Below are 21,738 nucleotides of genomic sequence, written 5' to 3' on the forward strand. Positions count from 1 at the left end.
AATTGGTCGAATTTTGCAGGGATGTAATTTTTTTTCAAAAAAAGACTGATATTCATTCTTATTTACTTGAGTGCTTTGAAAATATGCAATTACACGAGTTGGTCAATACTATCGGCCAAGACCTTCAACGCCGCTATGGCGAGAAGGTTCACAAGCTGACGCTTCATGGTGGTTTCAGCTGCCCAAACCGAGACGGGACAATTGGCCGTGGAGGTTGCACGTTTTGTAACGTGGCTTCCTTTGCTGATGAGCAAACTCAAATTCAAAGTATTGCGGACCAGCTAAAAGATCGTGCGGGTGAGATTGCTCGTGCCAAGAAGTATCTGGCTTACTTTCAGGCGTACACCAGCACTTATGCTGAGGTGCAAGTGCTCAAGAATATGTATGAAGAGGCGCTAAAAGCACCCGGTGCAGAGATCGTTGGTCTTTGTGTTGGCACGCGACCAGACTGTGTGCCTGATGCGGTGTTGGATCTGTTAGCGGGCTACGTTAAACAAGGCTATGAGATTTGGCTCGAGCTTGGCCTGCAAACCGCCAATGATAAAACCCTCAAGCGAATTAACCGCGGCCACGATTTTGCGGTGTATGAAACGATCACCCAACGCGCACGCGCTTTAGGTATCAAGGTGTGTACTCATCTGATTGTTGGCCTACCAAAAGAAACTAAAGCGGATAACCTTGAAACCTTAGACAAGGTATTAGCCGTTGGCACTGATGGCATTAAGCTTCATGGCCTTCATATAGTAGAGGGCAGTACCATGGCTAAGGCGTGGAAGGCTGGAAAGCTAGAGGCACCAAGCCTTGAAGAGTACATTGATATCGCGAGTGAGATCATTCAACGCACGCCTGCGGACGTGGTTTATCACCGTGTTTCTTCAGCGGCGAGACGCCCAACCTTACTTTCTCCTTTATGGTGTGAGAACCGCTGGTTAGCGATGACTGAAATAGGTCGTTCGTTGGATAAAACCGGTGCTCAAGGCATCAAAATGGGCTCTGCATTCGAGTACACGTTGCCTGTTTTAAACGCGGCCAATTAATAGAAATGGGTGACTGTAGGTAACAGCAGATAAAACCAACAAATAGTGGTAACATTTCCCTCACAGATTTTATGGTATAGATTGAGAGTAAATGGAACTGGTAATGACTTGGTTGTGGGACAGGGCGTATGGCTACGGTATTTATATCGTTGTTGTATTGCTGATTGCTCTCATTTGCTGGCATCTCTATTCTCGTTATCAGTCGCATATCGAAACGCTTCTACTTGCTACTCCGTCGCCACTCTACTTTGTTGATGTTCGAAGTGGCGAAATACTCTATGCCAATCGCCAAGCCATGCAGTTGCTTGGTATCCGCCAAATCGGTATTAATTTTCGCTTTCCTACTGTGGAAAGTGAGAACAGCTTTCATCACTACTTAACCAACCACATCAACTCTCGAGCCTTCGAGCTGGTCTCCCTGTGGGCGCTTTCTGAATTTGAGTCGTTCAAGATCAACCTAGTCGGTCGTAAGATCCATTTTAGAAATAAGCAGGCTTGGATGATTCACGCCTCACCTTATAAAAACACTAACGAAGAACTGTCCCAAGAAGTTCGAGAACTGAATGTTGCTCGTACCGCTTTGGATTCTTTGTCTGAGCTGATCTACGTGAAAGATCAGAAAGGTCAGTTAGTGACGAGTAATCGCTCGTTTAAAAAGTTTTGGCATGGTCGTGCTGAAGAGGGCACCCTGAGTGTTTCTGGTGGAGTATTAAAAGGTCGTGTAAGTGAACGCTCTTGGACTACAGATCAAGATGGAAAAAGCTGCTTGCTTGAAACCTACCAAAGTGTCTTGCTCTCACAAGACGGATCAACCATCGGCACGCTCTCTATTAGCCATGATGTGACCGATTGGCATGACATGCAGCAGAAGCTGCGTGGCGAAATGGAGAAGCGAAAAGATACCGAAGTGGCACTTGCGCAGCGTGACACCATCTTGCAAAACATCCTGGAGGCCAGCCCAGACTCGATTGGTATCTTTAATGAAAACATGGTGTATCAAGCGTGTAATAAACCATTTGTGGCTGCGCTGGGTATCTCTGAAGTCAGTGACTTGATCGGTAAGCGTTTACAAGATGTGGTGCCACATAGCATCTATACGCGAATATCAGAAACCGACCATCAAGTGCTTCATCAAAGTAAATCGCTGCGTTATATCGACAAAGTGGTCTCAAGTGATGGAGCATTTACTTGGTATGATGTAGTCAAATCACCGTTTAGAGATCCAGCATCGAGCACTAATGGTGTGTTGATCATGGCGCGTGATATTACAGAGCGTTATCTAGCAGAACAAAAGCTTGAAGAAGCCAACCTTGAACTTGAACGCCTCAGCTTTATGGATAGCCTGACTAAAGTTTCTAACCGACGTCGTTTCGATGAACAGCTCTCTACACTGTGGCATTATCATGTGCGTGATAAGCTGCCACTGACGATCATGCTATGTGATATCGACTTCTTTAAAGGCTACAACGACTTTTACGGACACCAACAAGGCGATGATGCTTTGGTTCAGGTTTCTCAGGCATTTAAGCAGGTGTTGAATCGTTCATCTGATTGTGTGGCTCGTTATGGTGGTGAAGAGTTCGGCTTTATTCTGCCAAATACAACGACCGAAGGTGCTCAGCTGGTGGCGCAGCGTATTCATGACGAAGTCCTAAAATTGGAACTTGCGCATGAGAAGTCGACAGTCTCTGAATTCATCACGGTGAGTATTGGTATTATCTCTTACATTCCTACACCTGATGATGAAATGGAATCGGCTGTTGCCTTGGCTGATAGTGCGTTGTATCAAGCGAAATCAGACGGTCGCAACCGTTCAATGGTGCATCCATACTCAATTCGCTAACGCTATAAAACTGGCAATTTGATTATCCCCGTCTATTTTTGCTTAGTTAGTATTTGTATTGGTTAATTAACCTTCGAAATTACCGCTGAACACTTGCTGCGTGTGATGTAGCTAGCTTACCTCCCATCTTCAAACAGGGTAGAATGTTGCTAGTCTTATCGCATGGAGCGCTAAATGAAACCCATGAAAAATCTTGCCCAGTATTACGTGGATCTACTCGTAAAACTGGGGATTGTCCGCTTTTCTATCTTACTCGCCCTAGCGCTTGTTGCCCTCGCTGTTGTTGTGCAAGTCGGTATCACCCTCGCACTCAAAGGCAATGTTGATGACATCGACATTGTCCGTTCAGTTTTCTTCGGTTTAGTGATCACGCCTTGGGCGGTTTATTTTCTGTCAGTGGTCGTGGACCAGTTGGAAGAATCACGTCAAAGGTTAGCGAAATTGGTCTCTAAACTTGGCGACATGCGTGAGCGAGACCAAGAACTCAACAATAAAATGCAGCTCAATATCGAGAAGCTTAATCAAGAAATTGAAGAGCGTGAAAAAGCTGAAGAAGCGCGCGCAGAAGCAATGCAAGATCTCGAAAACGAGGTGTTCCAGCGCGAGCGTACTCAGCTTGAACTCGCAGAACGAACTGCACTGTTACGCTCGTTTATCGATGCCTCGCCTGACCTTATTTACTACCGTAATGAAGATGGTGTGTTCTCTGGTTGTAACCGTGCGGTTGAAGAGCTCACTGGTAAAACAGAAAAAGAGCTAGTTGGTTTAACTCCTTGGGATGTTTACAGCAAAGAGGTCGCTCAGCAAGTTGTTGAAACCGATAAGAAAGTATTTGCTGACAACCAAGCACTGACTTATGACCAATGGCTTGAATACCCAGATGGCCGCAAGAGTTATTTCGAACTGCGTAAAGTCCCTTTCTACAGCAAAGATGGCCGCCACTTAGGTTTAGTCGGTTTCGGCCGCGATATCACTGAGCGCAAAGAACACCAAGAGTCGTTAGAAAAAGCCAGCCGCGATAAGACCACCTTTATCTCAACTATTAGCCACGAGTTAAGAACGCCGCTCAACGGCATCATTGGCTTGAGCCGCATGCTGCTTGATAGCCAACTGACCACCGAACAGCGCAAGCAGATGCAAACCATCAAGGTGAGCGCGGTGACACTGGGTAATATCTTCAACGATATTATCGATATGGATAAGTTCGACCGCCGTAAGCTTGAACTCTTCCCTACGCCTATTAACTTTGAAGATTTCGTTGTCGAGATCGAAAGTATCTCTGCGTTGATGGCTGAGCAGAAAGGGTTAAGGTTCGATCTAGAAAGATTGTCTGATCTTCCAGCTGCTGTTGAGGTGGATGGTACTCGTCTTAGACAGGTACTGTGGAACCTTGTTAGTAACGCGATGAAGTTCACCAAAGATGGTGGAGTGGTGATGACAGTCAGCGCCGACATTGATGGTGACTTTGCCAACATTACAATGGAAGTGGAAGATACTGGTATTGGTATTCCTGAAAGTGAAATCGAGAAGATTTTCGCGATGTACTATCAGGTGAAATCGGGCACGGACAACTTGCACGCTGTCGGCACGGGTATTGGTCTTGCTGTCTCTCAACAGCTAATCAATATGATGGATGGCCACATTGAAGTCACCAGTGAAGAGGGCTTTGGCAGTACCTTTACGGTTTCGATTCGAGTTCCAGTGAATCACGATACTCAGGCTCTGATCAAAACGCCAAGAAAACAGTCGAATCTTAAGATCTTTATGGTCGAAGACATTGAACTCAATATCACAGTGGCTCGCTCTCTACTTGAAAGCCTTGGCCATGAAGTGACCGTCGTGATGACGGGTAAAGAGGCGCAAATTGCTTTCAACCCTGAAGACTATGATTTGGTGTTGTTGGATATCCAACTGCCAGACATGACGGGTTTCGACATTGCTCAATACTACCGCGAGAAATACAGTCAGCTACCACCTTTGGTGGCATTAACTGCGAACGTCTTAAACAACAAGCAAGAGTACTTCCAGAAAGGCATGGACGAAGCGATCAGCAAACCTTTGTCGGTTCGAGCTATCCAAGATGTGATCAGTGAACTTATCGAAGATGCACCAGAGGTAATTGAGAAGGTAGCGGGCACGGATAAGGTTGAGAGCATTGATAAAGTCGACGCGAGTAAGCCTGTTCTTTCAGCAATTGATACCACTTTGCTTGATATTGATATGCTAGAGTCTTATGTTGATATTGTTGGACCTAAACCGGTTTTGGATAGCATCGCGATGTTCGAAGATATGATGCCGGAGTATATGGAAATATTGAACTCCAACATGGTCGCGAAAGATAAAGCCAGTATCGTTTCTGAGGCACATAAGATTAAAGGTGCAGCAGGTTCTATTGGCCTGAAACGCATCCAACAAGTTGCCCAGAAAGCTCAATCTCCAGATATGCCTGCGTGGTGGGAGAACATTTCAGATTGGGTTGATGAGATAAATAACGAATACCAGAATGACATTGAAGTCTTAAAGAGTTGGTTAAACCAAAGGTAGAAGAATAATGAAAAAATTAGCATTCGCCGCATGTGTAGTGGCATTAGCGGGTTGTTCTACGCCACAAGTAGAATGGCAGCAAGATAATCAAGTCGAAGTATCTGCAGCAACAGTTACCATGAAAAGCAACCTTTGGCACAACAAGATGCCAACGATTGGCGAGACTCAAGATAAGACCCTGCATGGTTCTATCTACCTAGAGTCAGATTCACAACTGCCAGCAACGCTTGCGGTTGAGAGTGTTACGGTTAAACAGGGTGCAGACACCTTGTTGGTAACGGCTGACGATCTTGATTTAAGAACACACAGTGAAACTCAATGGGAAGTCGCGTTTGTATGGCAGCTAGAGATCGACAGCGACAAGCCTGTTGATGTAGCGGTTGAACTTAAAGATGGCGAAACCGTGAAGTGGTTAGTAGAGAAAGACGTTAAGGTGGATACGGTTTACTAAAACCTTATCCAATTAAGAACAATAAAAAAGGGAGAATGCGTTGGCATTCTCCCTTTTTAACAACTATTGATGACGCTTCTAATGTTCAAAGTACTTACTGGTGAGTAGTGCTAAATGGTCAGAAGCGCGAATCGAATTAGTCTTCTAGGTCACCACAAAAGCGGTAGCCTTCACCGTGAATCGTTGCAATGATTTCTGGCGTACCAGAAACAGATTCAAAGTGCTTACGAATACGACGGATTGTTACGTCTACAGTACGATCGTGTGGTTTAAGCTCACGGCCTGTCATCTTCTTAAGAAGGTCTGCACGTGTTTGGATCTTACCTGGGTTCTCACAGAAGTGAAGTAGAGCACGGAACTCTGAACGAGGTAGCTTGTAGCCTTCGCCATCTGGGCTAACCAGAGAACGACTGTTGATATCTAGTACCCAACCGTTGAACTCGTACTTCTCAACGCTACGCTTCTCTTCTTGAACAGAGCTTGTGCTCATTGAACGGTTCAGAAGGTTGCGTGCACGGATAGTCAGTTCACGAGGGTTGAAAGGCTTAGTGATGTAGTCATCAGCGCCGATCTCTAGGCCAAGGATCTTATCAACTTCATTATCACGACCAGTTAAGAACATAAGCGCTACGTTTGCTTGCTCACGTAGTTCACGCGCAAGTAGTAGGCCATTCTTACCTGGAAGGTTGATGTCCATAATTACAAGGTTAACTTGGTTGTCAGATAGCACTTGGTGCATCTCTTCACCGTCGCTAGCCTCAAAAACAGCATATCCCTCTGCTTCAAAAATACTCTTTAGAGTGTTACGAGTTACTTGCTCATCTTCAACGATAAGAATCTGCGGGGTTTGCATTTGGCGGTACCTAAATTTGTGACGAAACTGTGCTAATAGAATAAATTCTAGGCAAAAACATAACATACAGGTAATGTATTTTTGATGATAACTTAAAGTTTTCAAAAAAAACACTTACTTCCAGCTATCTGCCTTCCTTGAAGTATTGCCCAATAACGTAGATCCAGTACGCCTTTCAATCATTCTTTTAGTGATTGGAGTGGATTCTATAATGTTAACAGCATGCTAACAACGCGAGAATGTTAATTCCATTCACTTTGTTGATTTACATCAATTGCCGTATCGCAACAAACTTTAATAGTATGGCTACAACTTAACCAATGTTATGGTGACTATTTAGCACCAAAACAAGAATGATTATTCGAGATGCTTCGCACATCTTGCCTGCTAAAGATCGGATTATGAACCAAGGAAGCTGAAAGCTGTCTTAAGAGTCTAGTAGATAAATATGCTCAATCAACTTTTATTGAGTAATAAATTGAGCATAGAACAATGAAAACAAAGGATTAATTTTAATAACATATAAAAGCATAGAGGCTAGCCTGACATAACCGGTAACGCCTTACTCACGGAGGATATATGCACGATATAACACCCGACTTGTGTGATGAGTTTGAAAGCAAAGTCACATTACTTAACCTACCATTACAGAACTTCGGTCAACGTGGTGCGTTCTTTGGAAAAATTGTAACAGTTCGTTGTTATCACGATAATTCCAAGGTTCGCGAGGTTTTAGAGACTGATGGCATTGGTAAAGTGCTTGTTGTCGATGGAAATGGCTCATGCCAAAAAGCGCTGCTTGGCGATCAACTCGCTATTCTCGCGATAGAAAACGGTTGGGAAGGCGTGATTGTAAACGGTGCGGTGCGTGATGTAGGCATGATGTCGCAAATGGACCTTGGCGTTCAAGCGTTAGGTGCATCGCCATTCAAAACAGAGAAACGCGGTGTCGGCCAAGTGAATGTGACGCTCTCTATACATAATCAACTGATTCAGCCTGGTGACTATATTTATGCCGATTGGAATGGTGTGTTAGTTTCATCTGAGTTGTTAATTGAATCGTAACTGACTCAAATTTAATGCCGTTGATAGATTAGAACCGGGAATGGTTTGTGATGTACTGAAAGTTTGGGTCTCAATCCGCACTAATCAGTTAATAAAGAACAAGCTAAAGAGACTAAAAGCGAAACCCTAGTCCCACTTCAACACCTTGCTGCCACTCTTCATAATCAAGGGTGGCATGCAAATCTAGGTTATCTGTTAGTTGCACTCGGCTGGAAACCTCTGCGGCTACCGATTTCTCATTGTCTTCGGTCTCGTCTTTATAGGTGTGCAGAGAACTGTTGAAAGAGACTCTTTCTGATAACTGATAACTGACACCACTCAAGAATCCACTCTCCTGTTTTAGTGCCGCACTATTGATACGTGTACCGACGTAAAGATCCACATCTGAAAACAAGCTATAAGAGTAGCCACTGTCTATCTTCCAAGTATCGAAGCTTTCACTCGATGCGTTTTGTGTGGAGATAAAGAATTTATGAGAAGAACTATCGATTTGGCTGGGTAGTAGAGGCAAGCTATTCGCTGAACAAACAACAGGCATAGCAAAAGCCAAAAGAATAAGTAATCTCTTCATTTCCCACTCCTGATGTCATTATTGTTGTTCTTCGAACGTTATCGTACAATTAAAGCACAGAACTTGTACGTTCGCCGCACAATCGATATAGCATTTTGTTATGACCATATATGCAATTGATCACTCCTGCCTATTCAATGAGTAAATCCAGTATCTTAAGTGAAGGTTTATACAGGGTGTTTTATCCCTTAAATGACGGTTTGCTCTGAAAAACGGTGCGAATGTAAAAAAAACGCAACTTTTCATTGACGTCCAGTGGTAAAAATTGATACACGTAGAGTAAAGCACAAGCAGAGAATTTGATATGCAGCACGTAAGCCACCTAGTAATGACCACAACCATTATTATTACCGACATTAACATTGTTGGGGCAGGCTGCTAAGTAACGGATTTTAAAAAAAAGGCCTGTATCCAACAAGATACAGGCCTTTTTTTGTACCATTTTTATGACTTATGGAGAAAGGGATGCGCGTTTTAAAGTTTGGAGGTTCATCATTAGCTGATGCAGATCGTTTTTTACGAGCGGCTGATATCATCGCTAATAATGCCCAGCAAGAAGAGCTAGCCGTTGTACTATCGGCTCCAGGAAAAACAACCAATAAGTTGGTCGCTGTAATTGAAGCTGCACTTAAAAATGGTGAAGCAGACGCACAGATTACAGAGATCGAATCCTCATTCGCTGCACTGTTTGCAGATATTCAAGCCGTTGTTCCTTCTATTGATGGTTCTGCGTTCCAAGAGCAGGTTGATACTTCTCTTGCTCAGCTAAAACAGTTCGTAAACGGCATTAACCTGCTGGGCATGTGCCCGAACCATGTTAATGCTCGCATCATCAGTAAAGGTGAGCGAATCTCAATCCAGTTGATGAAAGCGGTACTTGAAGCGAAAGGCCAACCAGCAAGCCTGATTGACCCAGTTCAATACCTATACGCTAAAGGTGATCACCTTGAAGCTATGGTCGATGTGGATGTTTCAACTCAGAACTTCCGTCAATCGCCACTTCCTAAAGGTCACGTAAATATCATGCCGGGCTTTACAGCTGGTAACGATAAAGGTGAGCTAGTTACACTTGGCCGTAACGGCTCTGATTATTCAGCTGCAGTGCTAGCAGCGTGTCTACGTGCTGATTGCTGTGAGATCTGGACAGATGTAGACGGCGTTTACAACTGTGACCCGCGTTTAGTGGATGATGCTCGTCTTCTTAAATCGCTAAGCTATCAAGAAGCGATGGAGCTTTCTTACTTCGGCGCTTCGGTTCTACATCCGAAGACTATCGCTCCTATCGCGCAATTCCATATTCCTTGTCTAATCAAAAACAGCTTCAACCCACAGGGTGCGGGTACTTTGATTGGCCAAGACACTGGCGAAGATAACCTAGCAATTAAAGGTATTACGACGCTAAGCGACCTAACGATGGTTAACGTATCAGGCCCAGGTATGAAGGGCATGGTAGGTATGGCGAGTCGTGTATTCGGCGCGATGTCTTCTGCTGGCGTTTCTATTGTCCTTATTACTCAATCTTCTTCTGAGTACAGCATCAGCTTCTGTATTGAATCTGCTGACAAAGTGAAAGCGAAACAAGTGTTGTCAGACGCGTTTGAACTTGAACTTAAAGATGGCCTGTTAGAGCCGGTTGAGTTCATGGATGACGTTGCGATTGTAACGCTGGTGGGTGACGGTATGCGCACTTCACGTGGCGTGGCGTCTCAATTCTTCTCTTCTTTAGCAGAAGTGAACGTCAACATTGTTGCTATCGCTCAAGGTTCTTCAGAGCGCGCTATTTCAGCGGTTATCCCTGAAGACAAAATCTCTGAAGCGATCAAAGCGTGTCACGAGAACCTATTTAACTCTAAGCACTTCCTTGACGTATTCGTTGTTGGTGTTGGTGGTGTTGGTGGTGAGCTTGTTGACCAGATCCAACGTCAGCAAGGCAAACTGGCTGAAAAAGGCATCGTGATTCGCGTATGTGGTTTAGCAAACAGCAAAGGTTTGTTGCTAGACAGCGATGGTCTACCGCTAGAGCAGTGGCGTGATCGCATGTCGAGCGCGACAGAGGAGTTTAGCTTAGCGCGCTTAAATGCACTTGTTCAACGTAACCACATTATCAATCCAGTATTGGTTGATTGTACGTCTAGCGAAGGAATTGCGGCGCAATACGCTGATTTCCTAGCGGCTGGTTTCCACGTGGTAACACCAAATAAGAAAGCAAATACAGCGAGTATGGCTTACTACCATCAGCTTCGTGAAGTTGCACGTAATTCACGTCGTAAGTTGATGTACGAGACAACAGTAGGTGCTGGCCTACCGGTCATCGAAAACCTACAGAACCTAATCTCTGCAGGTGATGAACTGGAGAAATTCAACGGCATTCTTTCTGGTTCACTGTCTTACATCTTCGGTAAGCTTGATGAAGGTATGACACTCAGTCAAGCAACCAACATTGCAAAAGATAACGGCTTTACTGAACCGGATCCTCGTGATGATCTGTCTGGTATGGACGTTGCGCGTAAGCTGCTTATTCTTGCTCGTGAAGCGGGCATGGCACTTGAGCTTGAAGATGTTGAAGTTGACCAAGCATTGCCACCGGGTTTTGATGATTCAGGCACGGTTGAAGAGTTTATGGCTCGCTTGCCAGAAGCGGATGCTTATTTCCAAGAACAGTCAGCGATCGCAGCAGAAGAAGGCAAAGTACTTCGTTATGTTGGTGAAATCGCCGATGGTAAGTGTAAAGTTCGTATCGCAGCTGTTGATGGCGACGACCCAATGTTCAAGATTAAAGATGGTGAGAACGCTCTGGCATTCTACAGCCGTTACTACCAGCCAATTCCACTCGTTCTGCGTGGCTACGGTGCTGGTACTGAAGTTACAGCAGCAGGCGTATTCTCTGATGTGATGCGTACTCTTGGTTGGAAATTAGGAGTTTAGGAATGAGTTCAAGTGATATGGATGTTGTTGTTTATGCACCTGCATCAATCGGCAATGTCAGTGTAGGGTTTGATGTGCTGGGGGCCGCTGTGTCTCCAGTGGATGGCACGCTGCTCGGTGACCGAGTTATGGTTAAAGCAGGTGATGAATCATTCTCACTAAAAACAGCAGGCAGTTTTGTTTCTAAGCTGCCAACTGAAACCAAAGAAAACATCGTTTACGACTGCTGGGTTGTGTTCTCTCGAGAGCTCGATAAAAAAGGCGTTGCGCTAAAGCCTTTGGAAATGACACTAGAAAAGAACATGCCTATTGGTTCTGGTTTAGGTTCAAGTGCCTGTTCAATTGTCGCGGCACTGGATGCTTTAAACCGTTTTCATGGTCAGCCACTGAATGAAACTGAACTGCTTGCTCTGATGGGCGAAATGGAAGGTAAAATTTCAGGCGGTATCCACTACGATAACGTTGCACCCTGTTACCTTGGTGGTGTGCAATTAATGCTGGAAGAGCTAGGTATCATTAGTCAAGAAGTACCGTGTTTTGATGACTGGTACTGGGTAATGGCGTATCCGGGCATTAAGGTTTCAACGGCAGAAGCTCGCGAGATTCTACCTTCTCAATATCGTCGCCAGGATGTGATTGCTCATGGTCGCCATTTAGCGGGCTTTATCCACGCGTGTCATTCAGGTCAACCTGAACTGGCTGCGAAGATGATCAAAGACGTGATCGCTGAACCATATCGTGAGAAACTGCTTCCAGGGTTTGCTGATGCTCGTAAATATGCGCTGTCGGCTGGGGCACTGGCTACTGGTATTTCTGGTAGCGGTCCAACTCTATTTAGCATTTGCAAAGAACAAGATGTCGCCGAGCGTGTTGCACGCTGGTTAGAACAAAATTACGTACAAAATGAAGAAGGATTCGTTCACGTTTGTCGCCTAGATAAGCAGGGTTCGATCGTTACAGGAAGTGAGTTATGAAACTGTACAACATCAAAGAAAATGATGAACAAGTCTCTTTTGGCCAAGCCGTTCGTCAAGGCTTAGGCCGTAATCAAGGTCTATTTTTCCCATCTGAACTGCCAAAGTTTGATGATATCGATGCGCTGCTAGCAGAGGACTTTGTCCCTCGTAGCTCAAAGATTCTGTCAGCATTGATTGGTGATGAACTACCAAAAGAGCAGATCGACCAAATGGTGGATGCAGCGTTCCAATTCCCTGCACCAATCAACCAAGTAAAAGATGGCGTTTACGCGCTTGAGCTTTTCCACGGTCCAACACTCGCATTTAAAGATTTCGGCGGCCGCTTTATGGCTCAATCTTTAGCAGCTGTTTCTGATGGTGGTCAAATCACTATCTTAACGGCAACATCAGGTGATACTGGTGCGGCGGTTGCGCATGCTTTCTACGGTATGGAAGACATTAATGTTGTGATTCTTTACCCGAAAGGCAAGATCAGCCCACTGCAAGAGAAGCTGTTCTGTACGCTTGGTAAGAACATCCACACTGTGGCGATTGATGGCGACTTTGATGCGTGTCAGGCGCTAGTTAAAGACTCATTTGATGATGCTGAACTGCGTAAAGAGATCGGTCTTAACTCGGCAAACTCGATCAACATCAGCCGTTTAATGGCTCAGATCTGTTACTACTTTGAGGCGGCTTCTCAGCTGACTAAAGAGCAACGTGAAAACCTTGTTATCTCTGTACCAAGTGGTAACTTTGGTAACCTAACAGCTGGTCTATTGGCTAAAGCGCTAGGTCTACCTGTTAAGCGTTTCATCGCAGCAACCAATGAAAATGACACGGTTCCTCGTTACCTAGAAACAGGCCAATGGGATCCAAAACCGACTGTTGCGACAACATCGAACGCGATGGACGTAAGCCAACCAAACAACTGGCCTCGTATCGAAGAACTTTGCCAACTGAAAGGTTGGGGCTTAGATACACTAGGCAAAGGTAAAGTATCTGACGAGCAGAGCGCTGAGTCAGTTCGCGACCTAAAAGCACAAGGTTACCTATGTGAACCACATGGTGCGATTGCTTACCGTCTACTGGAAGAGCAACTGCAAGAGAACGAAACTGGCTTGTTCCTGTGTACAGCACACCCAGCGAAATTCAAAGAAGTGGTTGATGACATCCTAGGTTCTGATATCGAACTGCCTGGCCCGCTAGCAAAACACGCGGCGATGGAGCTGTTGTCTGAAGATCTTGATAACGATTTTGAAGCGCTAAAAGCTGTGCTTCGTCGAGTTCAACCGTAACGTCCATTTGTTTTTCGAACAAATAAAAACGGCGCTCAATGAGCGCCGTTTTTGTATTCTAATTAAGCTCTAAAAATTATAGAGACTCAGTGAACGTACGTGCGATAACGTCACGTTGCTGTTCAGTTGTTAGAGAGTTGAAACGTACAGCGTAACCCGATACACGGATAGTTAGCTGTGGGTAGTTCTCTGGGTGAGCAACTGCATCTTCTAGCGTTTCACGCTTAAGAACGTTAACGTTTAGGTGTACCCTTGTTTATCCAGTATGACTCGAAACCTTAATTTTGTGACCTTTGAAAATTATGACTTAAATCACTGTCTATGCATACATTGGTGTATAGGCTAGGTGTATCGGTTAATAACAAATACAGTGGTCTGACTATGGAAAGTGAAGGCAATCTCTTTGGATGGGGTAATCAATACAACTACTTTATTACCAGCCTTAAGTGTGACTTGTACCCAAGGCTAAAAGTAAAGCTCTCTGATGATGGTGAGTTCACTCCATGCGCTCCTGCTAGGTCAACCAACAAGATTAATGATCTCCCTCAAATTGTAAGTGCTGATGGGAGGCTGGTCTATCCCATGAACTTGTACTTAACAGTGTGTGCACGCAAAACACAGAACATTAATACAAGTGCTAAAGCACTTCTTATGTATTGTCGATGGCTTGATTTTAACAATCGGTCTTACAAGGATGTATATGCGGAACCAGAAGATGGCTCCCCTCACCTTTTTGGAAGGTTTTTGATTCGATGTATCAAAAACCGAAATAAAGATCCATATAAGCCCACATTAGCCTTGTCTACTGCCAAAGCGTATATGCGAATCATCATCGATTTTTACAAGTGGATGCATAAGGAAGGGGTATTCATTTGGACTGATAACGTAAAGCCGTTCATCTTTTCATATAAGCGCATATTTAGAAACTCGAAGAAGCATGTTGACATGCTATCCCATACTAGAAGAAATCAAGAGATCGTGGTTCAAACCACACACTTAATGAAGGAGTTTCCTAAGAATGCCGAGGTGGAGGAATTCAAAAAGCTTAAGCCGCTAACAAGAGACTCGTTGGACATACTAGAGGGTTATATTCAATCTGTAGAGTTTCCAGTGAGAGATAGGTTAGTCATAGAGCTTGCCTATTATGGAGGTCTTCGGATAGAGGAAGTGGCAACTTTAAATGAGGGGGCAATCTATCAACCCAAGCTTGATGACGATGAGTGTAATTTAGCTATCAACACGTTAGATGGTGTTGAAACCAAAGGTGACAAGTCCAGAGTAACTAAAATTCCAGCATCACTAATGCGGAGACTATTTGATTACAAAATATCGGAACAACGGCAGAAGATAGTAGAAAAACTGAAAGTATCAGGAGTTGGAGCAGACTTTGAACCAAAACTTATCCTAAGTCCTCGAACCTTACTGGGTCAAATTACAACGAATACCATTGAGTCTATTTGGTCTAAGTTGCGGAAAAAAATACAGATGAAGTTTAATGATTGGTACTACAAGTTCCATGACTTGCGAGCAACATTTGCAACACATTACCTTTTGTCAAAGTCAGAAGACTCCAGTTTGCCTTTGTCCCACTACATAAGTGGTCTTCAAGTATTAATGGGGCATAGTGAATCAACGGACACTCTAAAGTATGTGGACTTCTTGAATGACTTAGCTTTGTCGAAGAGAGCTGCGTACAGACGTAATCGAGAAGCGCGAGGAGCGGTTAATGCCTAAAAGTAGTTTGCTAGAACTGGTCGAGAACGATAGCCGTGCACGACACATCGAGGGAAGTCCTGATGTTTTCATATATATGGATCAAGGTGTTAAGAAGATCGTTGACCTTGAAGAGCTTGATTACGTCTTATGTGATAAGTCCAAGCCTTTTATTGAGTGTGGGAAGAGAGCCACTTTACTCGATCGAGCTAAGCGAGAGATTAGGGAGAACTTCGAGCTTGGCAAAGAGAGCTATGCTCGTGGATTATTTTTAGATCTCAAATCATATATTCGACATGCAGATGCAAGTCACATACCGCCACTTTCAAAAAAGGCATGGATATCTTACTTTGGAGCTAATGGATATTTATGGGGCTTGGTTGAAGCTGGTTCGAGAATGCATGCACACCTATATATGTATGATGACGGTGATTTGGTCGGTATTTCTGAAAAAACGGCGGCGCATAAAAAAAGAACGTTAAGAGCATTTTTGTCCACTCTTGGGTTAGATACTTTTAATTGGGACAAAGGTTTAAAAGACTTTAAGGTAACAGGCAAGCCTAAAACTATTCAAGAAAGCTACAGCACAGGAGAGCATGAGCGAATACTCAGTAGGTTAAATGCCAAATTTTCTTTATTAGCCCCTATTCTCATTGCTCAATATGACCTCTTGGGTGTAGACACCTGCACAAAGGGGCATTTGCATAAACTAGCCGAGTCAAGTTCTTCGCAAAGTAATGATCCGCTAGATTTAGAACTGTTGATGCTTGAAAAAATGACTATAAGCCAAGTATTCAACTTCACAATGAAGGTGGCTTATTACTTGTTCTGTCACTACAGTGCTTTCAATGATTCAGTGATTACCTCATTGAGAAAACCAATCTCGTTTATTACTGAGAAAGTAGAAGGAAAGGTGTCTCAATACTCATTAGTTAAAGGTTACAAAGGACGTGGCGGTAAAGAGGTCAAAAGCGTTTTTATTGATGATGAACTAGATGAGAGTTTAGAAGAAGTGTCTGCACGAATAGATAAACGCTCAGGGGTAATCTTTCTCAAATTACTTATAAAACTCTCTAATAAATTTGGTTCTGATAGAAGTCTTTTGCTCTTTGAAATAAATGATAGTGGTGATATCAAGCCTTTCAAGTCAGGCTCCGATTCTGACGAAATACCAAGGAAGCTGGAGTTATTCTCAGATAGTAGGGTTGGAGTGGCAGAAAGACTCGCAGAGTCCATTAATACTTTGTGTGATCATGGCTACATTGAAGAGGTTAGAGTTAAATCAAATGAAGTTGGGACACGTAGTGTAGAGAAAATCAAAACCTACTTCCAACCGCGCTCTAACCAGCGAACCCTTGCCATGCACAAACTGTCATTGGCATTCATGCAGTGTTTTACTTCGCAGTCACTCAGACATGCGCAGATGCCACTATTTTTTTCTGAGCCTGATGAAAAGGGAAAGGTCATAATCACCTGTACATCGAACATGTCAGCATCAATGGCGGCTGGCGATTCAGTAATCCAAATGTATGCTGATGAGTCCTATGTGCCAGTGTTCAAGAAGATTGAAGACTGGGCGAACAAGCGATTTCCTCCTATGAGGAGGCGCAAACGAGGAAACCAATATACTGATGATTCAGGCTTCAACATAGAGCCAACAAAAGGCAAATCATATTTACTACCCATAGGTAACAGGGATACCAGACGCCCCTATGGTGTGTATCCGATAACCTCAAACTTTTTGAGCCGTCTAGGTTTAACTGCAACCAAGTTCTATTGCAGTCTCAACTCTTCTCGGTTTCGCAAAACAGTTGCGGACAATGAATATAGGTATGGTTCTGAAGCGTCTGCCATGGCGGTGTTACAAAACACAAGAAAGGTGTTTGAGGAGCATTACGCAAATGGTCATTCGGGTGAAAACAACGAAATAATAGCTCAAGCATTAGATGTCATTCTGGAAATGATTAGAGGGCTTGAGTTAGAAGAAGCAAAACAGAAGGTTCGAGAGGATTGGAAGGTAGAGGTCTTAACGTTTGATCAGTATAAGGAAAAGAAAAAACCCACTAACCCTAATGGGATTTTCTGTAACGGTAAGGCTGATTTTGAAGGGAAGCAGGACACTCTTGCTCAAAAAGCTGCAAATGATCTGGGGGTTACCGAAGGGGGAACAAAAACAAATTGCTATCAGTATGATCGATGTGATGACTGTTTGAGCGCAAAGTTAGTGGATGATCCTGAGCAAGTATACAAACTTCTCTCATTTATAGAGTCCCTTATTGATGCTGCTGAACTACATCCTCAAAATGAGGCGCTAGACGATAGGATACTTTCATTTGAATCGCTAATCTCCGCAAACATTTCTGAAGATGTCTTAGAGCAAGCAGAAGCAATCCTAGAGGCTAAGGGTCGCTATTTTATGTATCAATAGTACGAAGGGAGTGCATTTGATGAAGGATATAAAGAATAAGAACAATGAGGGTGTTAGCTCGGAAGAGTTTTTTGCGGATGTCGGTATTGATATTGATTATATCAATGACGTATTAATTCCTACTATTGAGTCTGGTGATTGGGATCACCTAGAGAAGTTGACAGTTATTGATGACGATAATTGTCCTGTTATGTTTTCGCATAATATTTGGGAAATCAGCGCCCTTGGACAAGGGTATCAATATCAAAGACTATTGTTTAACCACTCTACGAGAAAAGGGTTTGAGGGCTATATTCTTCCCAGAGGCCTCCGTAACGAGATTAAGTGTTTTGCTGCTCTGGAGCTGCTAACCGAACAGGGGAGGTACGGTTATGCTTCCATTGTTGATACTGTAGGAAAGTTGACGCAAATAGCACTAATAGCAAGTGAAGTTGGCATATCTAGCTTCTCTCAAATAGATGAAGAAGCCATACTTATGATGATTGACCATGGTTTGAAAGTAGATGATAAAGGTAATAAAAATCTATCTGCGATCAATAGAATGGTTCAAGTTCAAGACCACTTACCAATTGATATAGAGATCAATAGAACTCTCAAACCATCCCATTTCAGCAAAGTGAGTCAACAAACTGATCAGCACTTAACAATTCCCTACAAAATCTACTTTGATTTGCTACGTGATGCGATCTCAGATATTGAGGAAGCCTTTGATGACAGAAAAAGTTTAGAGGAGGCTGTCAGAAAGTACATCCTTCATTCCAAACTAGTTAATGAAGAATGTGCACGAAGAGTTAGGTATGGAGAGCTTGAGCTTGAAAGTGTAATTCTAAGTGATGAGATAATAAAGAAACTGTCCGACGCTTTTTGTGAACATAACGTCCCAATTGTAGATAATGGCAAGAACTCGCAATGGCTCTCTGTCTGGAGTAGCTGTGAAGTCACCAGTATTCATGGTGCTCAGACAGGAGAGGTGTGGAGCAGCTTTGAAGTTAAGGTCGGTAAAAGGTTATTTACCAGCCGCGCTGATTTTGCAGAATATATCCGCAACCTTAATTCTAAGGCCGCGTTTTTGGCTATGGCTTTGAGCGCTATGAGAATTGGTGAGCTATTTGAACTTTCGCCAGTTTATGGTGCTCAAGACCACATCAAAATTGGTGCTGGCACAGTCTATTGCTTTACGACTAAGCAAGAGAAGTTGACTTTAGACTCACAGACAGCAGATGATGTTTATGTGACTAACCTTGCAGGCTTTAAGTCTTTTCATGTGCTTAATGCGATACACCGCCCCTACAGAAAAATGTTTGTAAAAGGTTCGAATAGTAAATTCTTCGCCGCCTTGTCTGAACCATATAACCCAAAACCAATAGATAAAACAGGATTGGGTAAAACTATTAATGACACCATAAAGCGCATTTACAAAGGAAAATTAACATTAACCATTGAAGATGTTGATGCTCTTAGAGTTTCAGATCCATCACACAGCAACCTACCAAGTGTTGGTGAACAATTCCCATATACTAATCACCAATGTCGCCGAAGTTTTGCGTTTTACGTAATTGGTTTAGAGCTAATGGACTTCCCACAGCTCAAACAACAATTAGGGCACATTTCTAAGGCAATGACTCGTTGGTACGCAAGGAATGCCCATTCATTTAAAGCTTTGTATAGCGAACTTTCTGAAGAACGTGCAAACCGCTCATCTCGGACTCTTGCTCGTATTTACAATAGATTGGCGAACAAAGAGCGTTTGGCAGGAGGCTACGGTAAGAGCTTATCCAAAGAGGTGATTGAAAATAATAATTATTTTAGCGAGGGAGTTAATGGCAGAAAGCTGTCCGCTGAATATTGGAAGGAACAGATTCAAGCTGGAAAAGTCCATATACATGCCATAGGAAAAGGTATGTACTGTACTAAAGTTTCTTGTTCAGTACGTGCAGCCATAGATTTATCAGAGTGTACAGATTGCGCATGGGACATCTTAGAAGATGCGACTGTGGCTGAGTCACTACGCATGACTGCCATGCGTAATTTATTGGTTTTGCAAGAGTCAGATGAGTTGAACGGGAGTTCAGCGGCCAAGTTGGTTATGGATATACGCTCCGCTGAGAAAGTAATGTTGGATTTAGGTTTCCCTCACGAGACCTTTGTTGCACCTCAAGAGGTTGCTCAACTTATTCCTGCGACAAACGTCTAGGAGACTGTTATGGCACGTAGTAAAGAACGCTCAAATAAGGCTATGCTTGATGCAATTGAAAGGATTGTGTCTGGCACATACACCAGTCAAGACCTGAAGAAACAAAAGGTCGTGAGGCTGAATGACAAAAATGTACAGATAGAGGCGGGTCTAACTCTAGGGGCTATTCGTCATCACCCTGATATCAAGAAGAGAATTGTAGGCATCAACAATGCCAGAAACGAACTGGATAAAGTCAGTGAACTACAGACGAAAGTAGATAAGCTCAAAAAGGAAAATACAAAGCTAAAAGCAGAGAATGCAGCTTTGAACTTGAAGATTAAAAGGGATGCCGACTCTTGGGAGGAAAAGTTAGCATCTCATCATCAAGCAATAACGGCGCTATTCTTCAAAATTCCTCTAGCTGATAGAGAGGAAGCAATGAAGACCATTGATATGAGCAACAAAGACAATGTTACAAATATCAATGCTAAGACTCGTAAGTAACTTGTAAGTATTAAGCTGCGCTTTTACTCGGGGGAACTGACAGCTCTGGTGATGAAGAGAGGCGTACAAATAGCCCTAGCGTCACCAATATTTCTTTACCCATAGCGTGCTCAGCTAACTTATTTTTTGTCGTACCAAGTATCAAACTTCTCGATAATACGACTGTGATAGAACCTTTTGCTGAGACTTTTGGGATTCTCTGGTTCCAACCTACGAACTTTACAATACGCTTCCCCTTCGGATTTTATGCTTCTCATTTTTTCATTAAAGAGCTGATTTTGTTTGAAATTCGAGTATCTTTTCTTAAATATCTCTAAGAGGTCTGCATATGTATGTGGGTAGCTTCGGAGTGCATCTTCTTCCGAGAAAATTATCTCAGGAGCTTCAGGGTCATTTGTGACACGCACCTGTATCGCCTCATCGCTAGTCGTTTTGACTAACTTAGTGTGAAGTTTCAGAGAGATAGCGTATTCAGCATCATCACTATTTTCGTGGTTCTTTTCAGTCTCTTTTAGATAGTTAACCAAGTTTTCTTTTTCATCACTAGAGACACTAAAGCTGGTCATATCAGACAAGTGGAAGAAAGACACTGGCATGAGATAGAAGTTAAATTGGCTAAAGTCATAGTTGAACCATTGTATTGCTATGGTCATGTAATTCTTCAGTGATGCAGTGCCGATAGACTGGATACTCAAGCTCAACTCTGGGTCGCCACATACAAAATGAATAGAATCATCTCGAATGTTCATCAATAGTTTGATGTTATCTGCAACGACACTTGGTAGCGCACCTGAGTTGAATAGTTTATTAACAGCGGTTCCCAATGGAATAGTTTTCTTGTTACCACTTGGTGTAATTTGTGGTTCGCCACCCCTGAGCATATAAATTGTACTAGGATCGTTATTTGAATCTAAAACCATCTTAGCTTTAAGTAAAAGCTCCCAAGCATTTGTCATCAAAATTGAGAATGATTCTTCTCTATGCTCAAAGTTAGGCTTATTGTAGATTTCAATAGCCGACACACATGCAGATATCGACTTGTCTACCATGATTTGACTTAGTGTTTTTTCGACACTTTCTTTTTGACTTTGATGTTGGCGAAAAGAAGCCTTATTGAATGTTTTAATCGAATCAGTAACGTTAAACCCATCATCGGTAGCCTCTAGCAAAGCAGTCCACTTTTTCCGTAAGTAGGTTTTGATTGTTGAATGGCTCCATCCTGTAGCCTCGACTAAACAATCAAGGTCAAATTTTTCTTTTCTATCAAAATGCTCACAAAAAAAAGTGAATGCTTTGTCGACTTTAGCCCACTTTTTCTCCGCTATTACCGTCATTCGATTTGAAACCTTATGCTTAAAACAAGCATCATAGCAT

At 43.2% G+C, this 21,738-nt stretch carries 15 protein-coding genes, 2 pseudogenes and 1 other annotated feature; of the genes and pseudogenes, 12 read left to right on the top strand and 5 right to left on the bottom strand.

The window, feature by feature from the left end; translation table 11 throughout:
* The first annotated feature begins 83 nt into the window (after positions 1-83).
* The 4 genes from mnmL to AC3CH3_RS02550 all read left to right on the top strand — a co-directional run bounded on the left by mnmL (position 84) and on the right by AC3CH3_RS02550 (position 5,875).
* Complete coding sequence (gene mnmL, locus AC3CH3_RS02535; RefSeq protein WP_488537668.1) at positions 84-1,037, top strand: tRNA modification radical SAM protein MnmL/YtqA; 954 nt, start codon at positions 84-86, stop codon at positions 1,035-1,037.
* 91 nt (positions 1,038-1,128) lie between these two features.
* Entirely contained in the window at positions 1,129-2,880 is a 1,752-nt protein-coding gene (locus AC3CH3_RS02540) for a sensor domain-containing diguanylate cyclase (protein WP_488537669.1), read from the top strand.
* 174 nt (positions 2,881-3,054) lie between these two features.
* Positions 3,055-5,424 carry an aerobic respiration two-component sensor histidine kinase ArcB gene (gene arcB / locus AC3CH3_RS02545; RefSeq protein ID WP_048606756.1) on the top strand — a complete coding sequence of 790 codons (2,370 nt, stop codon included), beginning with the start codon at positions 3,055-3,057 and terminating at the stop codon, positions 5,422-5,424.
* 7 nt (positions 5,425-5,431) lie between these two features.
* Positions 5,432-5,875: a hypothetical protein gene (locus tag AC3CH3_RS02550; RefSeq protein ID WP_017070077.1), complete on the top strand. Its 444-nt coding sequence runs from the start codon at positions 5,432-5,434 to the stop codon at positions 5,873-5,875.
* Between the two features lie 136 nt (positions 5,876-6,011).
* On the opposite strand, the gene arcA is transcribed toward AC3CH3_RS02550, so the two are convergent.
* Together arcA and AC3CH3_RS02560 are read right to left on the bottom strand one after the other, a co-directional pair.
* A complete protein-coding gene (gene arcA, locus AC3CH3_RS02555; RefSeq protein WP_004741534.1) occupies positions 6,012-6,728 on the bottom strand; it encodes a two-component system response regulator ArcA in 717 nt (238 codons plus the stop codon).
* A gap of 430 nt (positions 6,729-7,158) precedes the next feature.
* Positions 7,159-7,260 (bottom strand): annotated as a pseudogene (locus AC3CH3_RS02560) (ribonuclease activity regulator protein RraA); the annotation flags it as partial.
* Positions 7,261-7,307: 47 nt separating this feature from the next.
* Here AC3CH3_RS02560 and AC3CH3_RS02565 point away from each other — a divergent pair.
* Positions 7,308-7,793, top strand: coding sequence for a putative 4-hydroxy-4-methyl-2-oxoglutarate aldolase (locus tag AC3CH3_RS02565; RefSeq protein ID WP_019825218.1), 486 nt, complete (start codon positions 7,308-7,310; stop codon positions 7,791-7,793).
* A 112-nt stretch (positions 7,794-7,905) separates the two neighbouring features.
* On the opposite strand, the gene AC3CH3_RS02570 is transcribed toward AC3CH3_RS02565, so the two are convergent.
* Positions 7,906-8,364: a ribonuclease regulator gene (locus AC3CH3_RS02570; RefSeq protein WP_488537670.1), complete on the bottom strand. Its 459-nt coding sequence runs from the start codon at positions 8,362-8,364 to the stop codon at positions 7,906-7,908.
* Between the two features lie 317 nt (positions 8,365-8,681).
* Positions 8,682-8,800, top strand: a sequence feature (Thr leader region).
* Between the two features lie 29 nt (positions 8,801-8,829).
* Here AC3CH3_RS02570 and thrA point away from each other — a divergent pair.
* The 3 genes from thrA to thrC are packed head-to-tail and all read left to right on the top strand — an operon-like array spanning position 8,830 to position 13,543.
* Positions 8,830-11,289, top strand: coding sequence for a bifunctional aspartate kinase/homoserine dehydrogenase I (gene thrA / locus AC3CH3_RS02575; RefSeq protein WP_019825216.1), 2,460 nt, complete (start codon positions 8,830-8,832; stop codon positions 11,287-11,289).
* Positions 11,290-11,306: 17 nt separating this feature from the next.
* Positions 11,307-12,263 carry a homoserine kinase gene (thrB, locus tag AC3CH3_RS02580; protein ID WP_032545562.1) on the top strand — a complete coding sequence of 319 codons (957 nt, stop codon included), beginning with the start codon at positions 11,307-11,309 and terminating at the stop codon, positions 12,261-12,263.
* Positions 12,260-13,543, top strand: coding sequence for a threonine synthase (gene thrC, locus AC3CH3_RS02585; RefSeq protein WP_017059314.1), 1,284 nt, complete (start codon positions 12,260-12,262; stop codon positions 13,541-13,543). The genes thrB and thrC overlap by 4 nt, the downstream gene beginning before the upstream one ends.
* A gap of 76 nt (positions 13,544-13,619) precedes the next feature.
* On the opposite strand, the pseudogene AC3CH3_RS02590 reads toward thrC, so the two are convergent.
* Positions 13,620-13,790, bottom strand: a pseudogene (locus AC3CH3_RS02590) (autonomous glycyl radical cofactor GrcA); the annotation flags it as partial.
* Between the two features lie 134 nt (positions 13,791-13,924).
* Between AC3CH3_RS02590 and AC3CH3_RS02595 the strand changes: the two are divergent.
* Genes AC3CH3_RS02595 through AC3CH3_RS02610 form a run of 4 tightly spaced genes read left to right on the top strand, consistent with a single transcriptional unit; the run spans position 13,925 to position 20,364 of the window.
* Complete coding sequence (locus AC3CH3_RS02595; protein WP_488537671.1) at positions 13,925-15,277, top strand: tyrosine-type recombinase/integrase; 1,353 nt, start codon at positions 13,925-13,927, stop codon at positions 15,275-15,277.
* Complete coding sequence (locus AC3CH3_RS02600) at positions 15,270-17,684, top strand: hypothetical protein (RefSeq protein ID WP_488537672.1); 2,415 nt, start codon at positions 15,270-15,272, stop codon at positions 17,682-17,684. Before AC3CH3_RS02595 ends, AC3CH3_RS02600 begins: the two co-directional genes overlap by 8 nt.
* A 19-nt stretch (positions 17,685-17,703) precedes the next feature.
* Entirely contained in the window at positions 17,704-19,878 is a 2,175-nt protein-coding gene (locus AC3CH3_RS02605) for a site-specific integrase (protein WP_488537673.1), read from the top strand.
* A gap of 9 nt (positions 19,879-19,887) precedes the next feature.
* Entirely contained in the window at positions 19,888-20,364 is a 477-nt protein-coding gene (locus AC3CH3_RS02610) for a hypothetical protein (RefSeq protein WP_488537674.1), read from the top strand.
* A gap of 119 nt (positions 20,365-20,483) precedes the next feature.
* Here the strand turns inward: AC3CH3_RS02610 and AC3CH3_RS02615 are convergent, their stop codons facing one another.
* Complete coding sequence (locus AC3CH3_RS02615; protein WP_488537675.1) at positions 20,484-21,698, bottom strand: DUF3644 domain-containing protein; 1,215 nt, start codon at positions 21,696-21,698, stop codon at positions 20,484-20,486.
* Positions 21,699-21,738 lie beyond the last annotated feature (40 nt).

The organism is Vibrio sp. QJM3NY_35, from assembly GCF_057785915.1.

Excerpts from the sequence above, each read along its gene's own strand:
- AC3CH3_RS02600 (WP_488537672.1), top strand. The coding sequence starts at position 15,270 with ATGCCTAAAAGTAGTTTGCTAGAACTGGTCGAGAACGATAGCCGTGCA.
- thrB (WP_032545562.1), top strand. The coding sequence starts at position 11,307 with ATGGATGTTGTTGTTTATGCACCTGCATCAATCGGCAATGTCAGTGTA.
- AC3CH3_RS02605 (WP_488537673.1), top strand. The coding sequence starts at position 17,704 with ATGAAGGATATAAAGAATAAGAACAATGAGGGTGTTAGCTCGGAAGAG.
- thrC (WP_017059314.1), top strand. The coding sequence starts at position 12,260 with ATGAAACTGTACAACATCAAAGAAAATGATGAACAAGTCTCTTTTGGC.
- AC3CH3_RS02550 (WP_017070077.1), top strand. The coding sequence starts at position 5,432 with ATGAAAAAATTAGCATTCGCCGCATGTGTAGTGGCATTAGCGGGTTGT.
- thrA (WP_019825216.1), top strand. The coding sequence starts at position 8,830 with ATGCGCGTTTTAAAGTTTGGAGGTTCATCATTAGCTGATGCAGATCGT.
- AC3CH3_RS02615 (WP_488537675.1), bottom strand. The coding sequence starts at position 21,698 with ATGACGGTAATAGCGGAGAAAAAGTGGGCTAAAGTCGACAAAGCATTC.
- AC3CH3_RS02570 (WP_488537670.1), bottom strand. The coding sequence starts at position 8,364 with ATGAAGAGATTACTTATTCTTTTGGCTTTTGCTATGCCTGTTGTTTGT.
- arcA (WP_004741534.1), bottom strand. The coding sequence starts at position 6,728 with ATGCAAACCCCGCAGATTCTTATCGTTGAAGATGAGCAAGTAACTCGT.
- mnmL (WP_488537668.1), top strand. The coding sequence starts at position 84 with ATGCAATTACACGAGTTGGTCAATACTATCGGCCAAGACCTTCAACGC.
- AC3CH3_RS02610 (WP_488537674.1), top strand. The coding sequence starts at position 19,888 with ATGGCACGTAGTAAAGAACGCTCAAATAAGGCTATGCTTGATGCAATT.
- AC3CH3_RS02540 (WP_488537669.1), top strand. The coding sequence starts at position 1,129 with ATGGAACTGGTAATGACTTGGTTGTGGGACAGGGCGTATGGCTACGGT.
- AC3CH3_RS02565 (WP_019825218.1), top strand. The coding sequence starts at position 7,308 with ATGCACGATATAACACCCGACTTGTGTGATGAGTTTGAAAGCAAAGTC.
- AC3CH3_RS02595 (WP_488537671.1), top strand. The coding sequence starts at position 13,925 with ATGGAAAGTGAAGGCAATCTCTTTGGATGGGGTAATCAATACAACTAC.
- arcB (WP_048606756.1), top strand. The coding sequence starts at position 3,055 with ATGAAACCCATGAAAAATCTTGCCCAGTATTACGTGGATCTACTCGTA.